Raw genomic sequence first — 11,695 nt, forward strand, 5'->3', positions numbered from 1 at the left:
ACCCCGGCGCGGCGCGCGCAGTCGAAGGGCTCGATCATGGTGCGCGAGATCGAACCCACCGGCAGGGCCTGACCCGCTACCGGCCGATCGGCAGCGGGCGGCCGTCCAACCGCTCGCCGGGCGTCACCCCCAGCAGCCGCGCCAGCGTGGGGGCGATATCGACCGTGCGGACGAACTGCCGCTGTACGCCCGGCGTCACGCCGGCGCCGGCGATGATGAGTGGCACGTGAGAGTCGTACGCGTACGGTGAACCGTGGGAGGCGATGTTGCCTCCCCAGGTGCTGAGCGGATCGAGCGTGATCACCGCCTCCACGTTGGAGGCGGCGGGAAACTGATGCGCCCAGCGCCGGGCGATCACATCGGTGACCGTGTCCGCCATGAGTGCCTGGAAGCGGTCCACACGCGCCACACCCGGCACCTGCCGGATACGATCGAGCAGGAACGTGATCACGTTGTCCAGATCGGCCGATTTGCGGAATGCACGCCGGTTGGCCAGCACGATGTTGAGGTCGGTCTCGACGGCGAAGGAGTCCACCTTGAGCTCACGCAACCGCGCGCGCAGTGCGGGAACGACGGGCGCCAGTGAGACACGCCGCGGCGGGGGAACGACGCTGGCTGGGGCCAACTCGGGGATGGTCCCCACCCCGTGGTCGCTCGTGAGCACCACGGTGATGGACGAGGAATCCCGCAGCCGGTACAGCGAGTCGAGGAACGTGCCGATGGCACGGTCGACGCGCAGCACCTGATCGTGCATTTCCCGCGAATCGGGGCCGAAGTTGTGGCCGATCACGTCGGTGGCGGAGAGGGAGAGCGCCAGCAGGTCGGTGTGGTTGCCGGCGCCGAGTTGCAGCGACGTCACCCCGTGCAGCGCGAACGCCAGCACCATGTCATCCATGAACGGGGTGATGCGGATGTTCGCCCCGGCATCGATCACATCGTCGGTCAGCCGGTGCGGAAACAGGAAGCCGCGCCCCCCCATCTCGATGGGCACGCTGTCCCGCTCCACATAGGCGCTGTCGGGGAGCAGCAGGGACCACGACTTGCCCGCGAAGCCGGCCACCATCTGGCGTTCGTTGAAGGCGGTGACCCACTTCGGCAGATCCTTGCGGTAGTAGCTGCTGGTGAGGAAACGCCCGTCGATCGAGTACCAGTACACCTCGGACTTGGCGCGGCCGATCGGTAGAATGGCCCCACGGTCCTTCATCGATACCGACAGGGTGCGCGTTCGCCGCTCGGCCGCCGTCATCCAGTCGACGAGGGTCGTGCCCTGAAAGCGCGCGGGGGACGCGCCGGGGCCATACCCGCCCGCCACGAGCGGGGCGGACTCGTCGTCCACCCCGATCGAGTTCATCATGATGCCGGTGGACCGCGGGAATCGTCCGGAGAGCAGCGTGGCATGCCCGGGCGCCGTTTCCGTGATCGCGTGATCGTGGTGGGCATCGGTGAAGTGCATGCCCCCCCGCGCGAGCCGGGCAAGGCCGCCCTGCAGCTGACTGCCGTACCGGGTGAGGTAATCGGCCCGGAACTGGTCGATGGTGATGAGGACGACCAGCCGGGGCTTTTGCTGCGTGCCCGGCACATCCGGCGCTCCCGCTGCTCCCGGCGCCGCAGACGCCCGGTCAGCCCCGGACGGCGTCACGCTGGCCGCCGACCCCGGGGGAGCGGCGGCGCCCGCGACGCAGGCCAGCGTCACGATCAGCGGCAACCCGAAAATGGAACGCTTCATGCGGCGAATGTATGGCGCGATGGCCTGTGGCGCACGATTATGGGCCCGTGGGCGCCGCTCCGTGAGTCCGCACGGCAGCTCGCCACTCCGGTGCTACCCCTGAGCCGATGGATCGGCTTGTGACGCCTTTGCTCCCCATGATCGACTTGCCTCCCTTGCGGAGTCCGCGGCAATGACCGGGTGGCGCAACACACCGGCTACGCGCGTCATCGTCCGCTGCCTCGCGTACTACCTCGCGCTCATCGGCGGCACGGCACTCGCGGTTCGCCAGTGGGCGAATCGGCTGCCGCCGTCGCTCGAGGCACTCATGGGCCTCGGCACTGAAACGGTACCCGGTGGCGCCACCTCGCTGCAGGACCTGGTGGCCGCCGGCCCCGCGAGTGGTCTCGACGAGGCCACGCTGGCGCTCACGGTGGGGGTGGCCATGATCGCGGCGGCGCTGTTGTCGCTGCCGGTGGCGTGGGTGTATCTGCTCACGCGCGCCAAGCGCGGTTACCAGCAGTCGGTGGTGCAACTGCTGATCATCCTTCCCACGGTAGTCGCCGGGATCGTGCTGCTGGTGAAGTACTCACTGGCGCTCGCCTTCTCGCTGGCGGGCATTGTGGCCGCCGTGCGCTTCCGCAACTCGCTCGACGACTCGAAGGACGCCGTCTACGTCTTCCTGGCCACCGCCATCGGTCTGTCGTCGGCGGTCAATCTGCCCGTAGCGGCCGTGCTCAGTCTCACCTTCAACCTGCTCGCCTTCGCTCTCTGGTACACCGATTTCGGCAGCGCGCCGGCCGAGCTCGACGGGCGACTGGCCGAGCGCAAGCTGCAGCGCGCCAAGCAGTTGGCGCGCACCGGCACGTTCGTGGCGCGCATGGACGACGAGGTGCTCAAGAACATGACAACAGAGCAGCTCGAAGGCCTGGCCGAGCGCGCCTGGCGACGGGCGAAGGCGAACAACATGACCACCGAGATGCCGGTGGTGGTCGAAGAGCGCACCTTGCGCCTGTCCACGAGCAACGCCAACGGGCTGCGGCGCGTCCTCGAACCGCGGCTTTCGGAGTTCACCAAGACCTGGCGATTCGGGGGCATGCAGACCGGCGACGAGACCACGGTGATCGAGTATCACGTGCAGTTGCGCAAGAAGACGGGTCCCGAGGAACTGCTGTCGCTGGTCCGTGCCGCCGGCGCCTCCGAGCTGACGGCTGCCGAAATCGAGTGAGGGTGCCATGCTGACATCGCGCACGCATCGCTGGTCATCGCCCCAAACCTGGGCCGTGTTGGCGCTTCTGGTGCTCCCGCTGGCGGCATCGGCGCAGGGCAAGAGAGACCAGGAGAAGGCACCCAAGGCCCCGAAGTCGCCTGGGGCCGACACGGCCGCGCCCAAGGTGCCCAATCCGCGCCTCTTCCGCAGTGAGCTGCCCTTCGACATCACGCTCACCCTCAACATGAAGCAGATCCGGCGCGACAAGCAGCAGAACGCGCCGTGGCGCTGGGCGCGCATCAGCTACACCGATGCGGCCGGCAAGCCGGTGACCGTGCCGGTGCGAGCGAAGACGCGGGGGGTCTGGCGACTCAAGCACTGCGACTTCCCGCCGCTGCGTCTCAAGTTCGGCGACAAGACGGCCGATGGCACCGAGTTCGCCAATCTCGACGAACCGAAGATGGTGGGCTACTGCCGCAACACGACGCAGTACGAGCAGTACAACCTGCACGAGGCCCAGCTGTACCGCATCTACCGGCAGGTCACCGACCTGTCGCACAAGATCCGCGTGCTGCGCATTGCCTACGCCGACAGTGCCACGGGACAGGTCGAGACGACGCGATACGGCTTCATCATCGAGGATCCCGCGCACCTGGCCGCGCGCGCCGGCGGCAGGATCCTCGATCGCAAGGGCGCCACCGCCGAGGATCTCGATCCGGCGCACACGGCCATGGCGTATACCTACCTGTACTTCATCGCCAACACCGACGTGTCGTTCAACGGCCTGCACAATGGGGAGATCATGTCGTTGGCCGATGGCCGGTACGCGCCGGTGGCGTACGACTTCGACTTCTCCGGCCTCATCAATGCCCACTACGCGGGGACTGATCCCACACTGCCCATCAAGAGCGTGCGTACGCGGCTCTTTCGCGGCTGGTGTGCCCACGAGGCGGCGTATCCGGCCGTGTACGATACCTTCCGGGCGAAGCGCCCAGCCATCGAGGCGCTGTACGCCGACACCATTGGCAAGCTCATGACGCCCGGGACGGTGAAGAGCGCGCTCGGGTACATCGCCGAATTCTACCAGGACATTCGGACGCCGGAATCGGCACGGAAGGCGCTGCTGGGCGACTGCGTGAAGTAGCGGCCTCAGCCCATGGGGGCGCGCGGCAACTGCATGATGAACTCGGCGCCTCCGCCCGCCCGTGGGCGATACACCACGTCGCCCCGTTGGGCCCGGGCAAAGGTGCGCGCGATCGCGAGACCCATGCCCATGCGCCCGCCGGATGCGCCGGCGTCACCGGCCGCGACGGAAGGGCGCGATTGCAGCGGCACGAAGAGTCGGTCCAGCTCCTGCTCGCCGACACCGGGGCCGCGGTCGGCCACGGTGAGCTCCACGGTGGACAGCGTCGCAGACACCGTCACGTCGATTGGTGCATCGTCGGGCGCATAGCGCACCGCGTTCTGCAGCAGGTTGCCAAGCACCTGCATGGTGAGCGTCAGGTCGCACCGGGCCACGATGCCCGCCTGCCGGGTGACGACGTCCACGCGCCGCCCGGCAAGTACCGCGGCCGATGAGCGCAGGGCGGTGTGGACCAGCCCGGTCGCGTCATGCGTGTCGAGCGCCAGCATACTGCCACCCCCTTCCGCCGCGAAGCGCTGCAGGGTGGCAATGTACTCGCCCAGCCGTTGGGCTTCTTCGTGGACGCGTGGCAGCGCCACGTCGGCAGTGAATCCGGCCGCCGGGTCGGAGAGCAGCGACAGGGTCGACACAGGGGAACGGAGATCGTGGGCGAGGGAGCTCAGCAGGGCATTCTTGAGACGGTCGGCCTCACGCATCACGCGCGCGGTGGACGCTTCGCGTTCGAGCTGGAGCCGTTCGGCGCTCAAGCGTTCCACCTCGCGCGTGCGCTCCTCGGCGAGTCGCGTCGCCGCGCGCTGCTTGGCGAACAGTTCGGAGAGCATCCACCCCGTGATCACGAACCCCGCGAGCAGCACGCCGTCGAGTGGCGTGGCAGCGCGCAGCGTAAACCGGGGCGGCACGTAGAACCACTTCACGGCGAGATAGCTCAGCCCCACCATGGTCATGGAGAGCGCGCGCCCTCCCTGTCGACTGGCCATGATCACCAGAACGAGGTAGGCCAGCACCGCATGCGCCACGCGGATATCCGGCAACCCGGAGGCCACGTACAGCAGTGCCGTCGTGACGGCGTACGCCGCCAGCCACACCGCCCACAGCCCGACGCGCGACCGGCTCACCGCGGGCCGTTGAAGCGGTATCCGACCCCCGGCTCGGTGATGATGAGGCTGGGGACCTGCGGATTGGGCTCGATCTTGCGCCGCAGGTGGGTCATGTGCACGCGCACGTGGGTGGAATAGTCCCCGAATTCCCGATCCCACACGAGATCCCACAGCTGCTTCGGCGACACCGGGCGGCCGCCCTGCAGCACGAGCGCGCGCAGCAGGGCCCACTCGGTCGGCGTCAGCCGCTGAGGCACGCCATTGCGCACGACACGCTGGGACACCAGGTCGATCTCGACCCCGTCAACGAGGACGCGCGCCCACGACCGGGCGGCCTGTGAGGTCGCCGAGCGCCGCAGTTGCCCGCGAACCCGTGCCAGCAGCTCGGCCGCCCCGCACGGCTTGATGAGAAAATCGTCCGCGCCGGCGTCGAGCAGCGCCACTTTCGCCTCCTCGGTGTCGCGCCCCGAAAGCACGATCACCGGCACGTCGGTCACGGCGCGCAGCCTGGTCACCAACGCCGTCCCGTCTCCGTCGGGAAGGCCGAGATCGAGCACGATCAGGTCTGGCTGCGCCTCGGCGGTTTCGCGGAAGGCCTCGGCCAGCGTGGCGGCGGTGCGTACGTCGGGGCAGAGCGCCCCCAGGGTATGCGCCACGGCGGCCCGCAGTGCGTCATCATCTTCGACGACGAGAATGCGTTCGGGGTCGACCGACTCACCATGAGGGAGCGTCATGTCGTGGCGGGTCGAGGCGGGGGCGGGAGGGGCCCCCCGAACGGATCGGGGGACATGGAGGCTAGGCCGGGGCCGCGATCGTGCTCACGTCAATCACGAACCGGTAACGCACGTCGGAACGCAGCATGCGCTCGTACGCCGTGTTCACGGCGTCGGCCGCAATGAGCTCGATATCGGCGGTGATGCCGTGAGTGCCGCAGAAATCCAGCATTTCCTGCGTTTCGGCGATGCCGCCGATCAGCGAACCGGCGAGGCGGCGGCGCTTCATGATGAAGGTAAACGCTCCCGGCGACGGATGCGGCTCGGGCGAACCACCAAGGAGCACGAGGGTCCCGTCGAGTCGCAGCAACTGCATCTCGCCCTCGAGGTCGTGCGGCGTCCCCACGGTGTCGATGATGACGTCGAGCGAATTGCGCAGCCCCTTCATGGCCTGTTTGTCGCGCGACAGCACCACCTCATGGGCCCCCAACCGGAGGGCATCCTCCGCCTTGCCGGGAGATGTCGTGAGCACCACCACGTGCGCGCCGAGCGCCCGCGCTAGCTTCACCGCCATGTGTCCCAGCCCGCCAATCCCCACCACGGCCACGCGCGATCCGGGCCCGACCTTCCACTGCCGCAACGGCGACCAGGTGGTGATACCGGCGCAGAGCAGGGGGGCAACCGCTGCCGGATCGAGGGTCTCGGGGACGCGCAGCACGAACTTCTCGTGGACCACCACGTCGGTGGCATACCCGCCTTGGGTAGGACGTCCGGTTTCCTTCTCGATGCTCCCGTAGGTGCCGGTCATGCCGTTGTCACAGTATTGCTCGAGGCCATCCGCGCAGGGCTGGCACTGCTGGCAGCTGTCCACCATGCAGCCCACGCCCACCAGATCGCCCGCGTTCCACTGCGTGACGGCGGGGCCCACCTGTTCCACGCGCCCCACGATTTCGTGGCCGGGAACCTGGGGATAGGCGCACGGTCCCCACTCGCCACGCACGGTGTGCAGGTCGGAGTGGCAGATTCCGCAGAAGAGAATCCGGATGTGTACGTCGTGGGCGCCAAGGTCGCGACGCTCGAAGCGCCACGGGGCCAGTGGGCCGGCCGCATCGTAGGCGGCAATGCCGAGGGTGGGTATCATATCCTTAAACGTGCAACCGTCGTCGCGCGTTTTCCATCCGTATCTCGTCGCACGGCCGTGACGGCGAATGCGTACTGATTCTCCTCCCCCCCCTTCCATGTCCCTTTCACGATTCGTCCCACGGCTGGCCGCGGTGACCGGCGGCCTCGTGCTGCAGGGCGCGCTGCTGACCGCCTCGCTCGGTGCCCAGGCGCTCGATTCCGCCACGACCGCCGGGCTGCGATGGCGCACGGTGGGGCCGGCCAACTTCATGGGTCGTCTCTCCGACGTCGTGGGCATTCCGAGCCCGTCCAAGACCGTGTTTGTCGCGGCCGCGGGCGGTGGCATCTGGAAGAGCAGCAACAACGGCATCACCTGGCGCCCCGTCTTCGACGACAAGCGCATCATTTCCATGGGGATGCTGGCCATTGCGCCGACCGATACCCAGCAGGTCTGGGCCGGGACGGGCGAGCCGAACTCGCGCAACTCCATCGAGCCGGGCGGCGGCATCTTCAAGAGCACCGATGGCGGCATCTCCTGGAAGCCGATGGGACTCGAGAAGACGGAGCATATCGGGCGCATTGCGGTGCACCCCACCAACCCCAATGTCGTGTTCGTGGCCGCCCTCGGGGCGGCGTGGCGTTCGAACCCGGAGCGTGGTCTCTACAAGACGACCGACGGTGGCCAGACGTGGAAACTGGTGAAGTTCATCAGCGACAAGGCGGGCTTCGTGGACGTCGCCATTCACCCGAGGAATCCCAACCTCGTGTTCGCCACGAGCTGGGAGCGGCGTCGCACGCCGTATTCCCTCTTCTCCGGCGGGCCCGGCTCGGCCCTGTGGAAGAGCACCGACGGCGGGGAGACGTGGGCCGAGGTGAAGGGGGGCGGGTTCCCGGCCGGCTACAAGGGACGCATGAGCCTCGACATCAATCTCGCCAACCCCGACGTCATGTACATGATGATCGAGGCGGCGCAGAACGCCACGGGCCCCATCGTGGGAGAGCGCAACCCGAAGGCCAACGGGTTGTACAAGAGCACCGATGGTGGAGTCACGTGGGCGCAGATGAACAACATCAACGTGCGTCCGTTCTACTACTCGCAGGTGCGCAGTGATCCGAAGAACCCCGACCGGGTGTACTTCTCCAGTACGGAGCTGCAGCTGTCGGAAGACGGTGGCAAGACGTCACGCAATGCCGCGCAGAACGTGCACGTCGACGATCACGGCATCTGGATCGACCCCAACGACCCCCAGCGCTGGTTCCTCGCGAACGACGGCGGCGTGGCCATCACGTACGATGCCGGTGGCAACTTCCTGCAGCCGCAGAACCTGCCCATCGCGCAGTTCTACGAGGTCGCCTTCGACCATGCGGTGCCGTACAACATCTGCGGCGGCGCGCAGGACAACGGCACGTGGTGCGGCCCCAGCCGGCGCCGGGTGAACCAGACGACGCTGGGCTACTGGTACACGATCTCGGGCGGTGACGGCTTCTACGCCGCGATGGACCCGACCGATCCCAACATCGTGTACGGCGAGTCGCAGGGCGGCAACGTGTCGCGTCTCAACCTCAAGACGGGGGAGCGCTACGGCTTCCAGAAGCCCTCCTGGCAGCCGAAGTACAAGGAGTGGGAAGACAGCATCGCCGTGGTGCGCGGGGATCCGCTCAAGCCGGCTGCCAAGGCGCAGCTCACGGCCATTGCCGCCCTGCGCAAGCTGCAGGCACGGGATTCGGCCGACCTGAGCCTGCGCTACAACTGGAACTCGCCGTTCTTCATTTCGCCGCACAACGCCGCGGTGATCTACTTCGCCGGCAACCGCGTGCTCAAGTCGTCGCAGCGCGGCGCCGACCTGCAGATCATCTCGCCCGATCTCTCGCGGCAGCTCACCGCCAAGCTCGACACCGCGCTGCGGCTCACCGGCGGCATCACGCTCGACGCCACCGGCGCCGAGACCTACGGCACGGTGGTGGCGCTCGAGGAGAGCCCGGCCAAGCCGGGGCTGCTGTACGCCGGCACCGACGACGGCAACGTGTGGCGCACCACCAACGATGGGGGGACGTGGGAGAACATCGGCAAGAACATTGCCGGTCTGCCGAATGCCGGCGAGGTGTACGTCACGCGCATCGAGGCGTCGGCGTTCGATCCGAACGTGGTGTACGTGGCCTTCGACAATCATCGCAACGGCGACTTCAAGCCGTATCTGTTCATGTCGAAGGATGGCGGCAAGTCGTTCAGCAGCATCGTGAACAACCTGCCGGCCGATGGCAACGCCGACTTCCTGCACGTCGTGCGGGAGGATCCGAACAACGCCGACGTGCTCTATGTGGGCTCGTCGCTCAGCGTCTACGCCTCCATCGATCGCGGGGCGAGCTGGTTCAAGCTGGCCGCCGGCCTGCCGAGCGTGCCGGTGTACGACCTGCAGGTGCATCCGCGCGACAAGGAGCTCATCGCCGCCACGCACGGTCGCGGATTCTGGATCGTGGACGTCGCGCCGCTCTCGCAGATGACCAAGGCGGTGGCGGCGAAGCCGGTACACCTGTTCACGCCGCGGACCGCGTTCCAGTGGGGTGAGGAACCCCTGCGCGGGGCCAGCGGCAACGGCAACGCCCAGGGCTTCTTCGCCACGCCCAACCCGGCCTACGGCGCGAACATCAGCTACCGCATCACGCAGGCCGGCTCGCCGGCGCGCATCAGCGTGCTCAACGCGGTGGGCGACACCATCTCCACCATCACCGGCCCCGGTAGCGTGGGGCTGCATACGGTGACCTGGAACTTCGGCATCGCCGGCCCTGCGCCGGCGCGTGCACCGCTCTCCCCCAGCGAGAAGCGTGACAGCATTCTGCGCGCGGTGCGCATGCCGCAGGTCCTGGACTCGCTCACCACGGCGAAGTACGACAGCACGGCCCTTGCCCTTGCCAAGCAGCTGCTCAACCCGCCGGCGGGCGGCGGGAACTTCCGTGGTGGTGGCGGCGCGGTTCGAGCGGCCGCGGGGCCGTGCGAGCGTCCGCTCACGCAGTGGGACCCGTTCTGCGCACGGCCGGCGGAAGCCACGCCGCGACCGGGCGGTGCCGCTGCTGGCGGTCCGAATCTGGCCGAACTGCAGCAACGCGCGCAGCAGCTGCAGAACGCCGCCAGCAACCCGGCGGTGCGCAAGGTCTTTGAACTGATCGGCTTGCCGCTTCCCGCCCAGGGACGCGGGTTCGGTGGCTTCGGTGGCGGGGGCCGCACGGCTACGACGGGCGACTACGGCGTGGTCCTGCAAATCGGCAACACCATTCAGAAGACCACCCTGCGTATCGAGAACATGGGCGGGGCCGGTGGCGCCAATCCGTTCGGCTTCGAGGACGAAGGCGACCGTCGATAAGCGCGGCGAGTACCACAGAGCGGAACGCCGGGTCGACGCCGTATGGCGTCGGCCCGGCGTTCGTGCATGGGCCCCATCGGCCTCTGGGAACCGGCGTGCCCATGGGCGAGATTTCCCTCGCATTCCCTCATGAGGTGTTGTGCGCGAGTATCGATTTCAGGCCACGAACGAAACCATGGAGGCCCTGCGCAAGTTGCGTGGGGCGTGGCGCGGCATCTCCATCGCCGAGCACGAAGTCACCGTCGTGCTCCGCGACGGGCAGGCGGTGCGGGTGGGGCTCGACGCGGCCGAAGTGGAAGCGCTCTTCGATGCCTATCGCATCCGGGCCGTGCTGGAGCCGAACGCCGGCGTGCTCGGTGTGCCCGTTGAGGACTTCATCGACGGCAACAACGACATCGTGCTGTTCACCGGCGTCACGTGGAGTGAACCGCAGGGCAGCGTGAAGGTGGAGGGGATGAGCGAAGACTCCGCCATGCACTTCTCCGGACACCCGGGGCAGCTGTCGGAGACGGCCGACGTGGTGTGCATCACGACCGATGCGTTTGTCGTGGCCAGCGCCGCCGGCCGCGGCATGCTCATTCGCACCGGCCTGCGCCCCGGGTCCATCGAGGTGGAGCGGAACCCGGAGAAGGTGCGGGCGTTCCTGCTCGAGCGCGGCTACGAAGGGTAGGCGGGGGGGCGCCGGGCGCGGGGCGCCCGGCGGGAACGGCGTTATGTGGGGACAGCGTAAAGGGTTGCCTCCCAACCGGACAGCGTTACCGGCACCTGCTTACGCGGTGCCGTTGGGTGGCAACTCATCACGATGTTCGACCTTTACGCCGTTCGCTGTTCTTGTCTCGCGCGTGGTATTCCTCCACGGTGCGGATCAATCCGTGCAGCATCTTGCAGACGGCGATACGCTTGCTTTCGCACCGACGGAACTGATCCAGCGGCAGCGCACGAACGCGCCGTGCGACCATCAAGTGCGCGCCGACTTCGTCTGCCGACCTGAGTGCAATGCGCAAGCATTGCACGAACTCGGGCCGGGAGCCCCTGGCCCCTTCGGCAATGTTGGCCGGTACGGCATCCGTTACCCGAAGCAATTGATTGCGCAGCCTGGGCACTCGTCGCACGTCGAGGTGGGCGGCCGCAGCGTGGACGGTGTCGACCAAGAGCAGGGCCGCGTCGAGGACTTTCAGATTCCGGAGATCGGTCATGCGACACGCTAGTGCCGGACCGATCGAGACGTCGCACCGAAATGCTGCCGGCGGTGCCTTTTGGGCGCGGGGGGCGCGGGGGGCGCGCCCGAAAAGCGTTATGTGGGAACAGCGTAATGGGTTGCCTCCCAACCGCACCGCGTAAGCGG

The 11,695-nt window shown here is 67.8% G+C and carries 9 protein-coding genes; 4 read left to right on the forward strand and 5 right to left on the reverse strand.

The window, feature by feature from the left end:
• Positions 1 to 76: 76 nt before the first annotated feature.
• Complete coding sequence (locus LW840_RS15505; RefSeq protein WP_291277317.1) at positions 77 to 1,726, reverse strand: alkaline phosphatase family protein; 1,650 nt, start codon at positions 1,724 to 1,726, stop codon at positions 77 to 79.
• A 172-nt stretch (positions 1,727 to 1,898) separates the two neighbouring features.
• Here LW840_RS15505 and LW840_RS15510 point away from each other — a divergent pair, with 172 nt between their 5' ends.
• Both LW840_RS15510 and LW840_RS15515 read left to right on the forward strand, forming a co-directional pair.
• Positions 1,899 to 2,933 (forward strand): DUF4956 domain-containing protein, encoded by a 1,035-nt coding sequence (locus LW840_RS15510; protein ID WP_291266386.1) that lies wholly within the window; start codon positions 1,899 to 1,901, stop codon positions 2,931 to 2,933.
• Between the two features lie 7 nt (positions 2,934 to 2,940).
• Positions 2,941 to 4,059 carry a hypothetical protein gene (locus tag LW840_RS15515; RefSeq protein WP_291266385.1) on the forward strand — a complete coding sequence of 373 codons (1,119 nt, stop codon included), beginning with the start codon at positions 2,941 to 2,943 and terminating at the stop codon, positions 4,057 to 4,059.
• 5 nt (positions 4,060 to 4,064) lie between these two features.
• On the opposite strand, the gene LW840_RS15520 is transcribed toward LW840_RS15515, so the two are convergent.
• The 3 genes from LW840_RS15520 to LW840_RS15530 all read right to left on the reverse strand — a co-directional run bounded on the left by LW840_RS15520 (position 4,065) and on the right by LW840_RS15530 (position 7,010).
• On the reverse strand, positions 4,065 to 5,174 hold the full coding sequence (locus LW840_RS15520; RefSeq protein WP_291266384.1) for an ATP-binding protein: 1,110 nt from the start codon (positions 5,172 to 5,174) through the stop codon (positions 4,065 to 4,067).
• Positions 5,171 to 5,890: a response regulator transcription factor gene (locus LW840_RS15525; protein ID WP_291260383.1), complete on the reverse strand. Its 720-nt coding sequence runs from the start codon at positions 5,888 to 5,890 to the stop codon at positions 5,171 to 5,173. Before LW840_RS15525 ends, LW840_RS15520 begins: the two co-directional genes overlap by 4 nt.
• A gap of 61 nt (positions 5,891 to 5,951) precedes the next feature.
• On the reverse strand, positions 5,952 to 7,010 hold the full coding sequence (locus LW840_RS15530) for an NAD(P)-dependent alcohol dehydrogenase (protein ID WP_291266383.1): 1,059 nt from the start codon (positions 7,008 to 7,010) through the stop codon (positions 5,952 to 5,954).
• Between the two features lie 97 nt (positions 7,011 to 7,107).
• On the opposite strand from LW840_RS15530, the gene LW840_RS15535 reads away from it, so the two are divergent.
• Positions 7,108 to 10,350: a hypothetical protein gene (locus tag LW840_RS15535; protein ID WP_291266382.1), complete on the forward strand. Its 3,243-nt coding sequence runs from the start codon at positions 7,108 to 7,110 to the stop codon at positions 10,348 to 10,350.
• Between the two features lie 139 nt (positions 10,351 to 10,489).
• Complete coding sequence (locus LW840_RS15540; protein ID WP_291260380.1) at positions 10,490 to 11,020, forward strand: hypothetical protein; 531 nt, start codon at positions 10,490 to 10,492, stop codon at positions 11,018 to 11,020.
• A gap of 127 nt (positions 11,021 to 11,147) precedes the next feature.
• On the opposite strand, the gene LW840_RS15545 is transcribed toward LW840_RS15540, so the two are convergent.
• A complete protein-coding gene (locus LW840_RS15545; RefSeq protein WP_291273333.1) occupies positions 11,148 to 11,546 on the reverse strand; it encodes a four helix bundle protein in 399 nt (132 codons plus the stop codon).
• Positions 11,547 to 11,695: the final 149 nt, after the last annotated feature.

It is taken from the genome of Gemmatimonas sp. (genome assembly GCF_021298855.1).
GTDB lineage: Bacteria > Gemmatimonadota > Gemmatimonadetes > Gemmatimonadales > Gemmatimonadaceae > Gemmatimonas.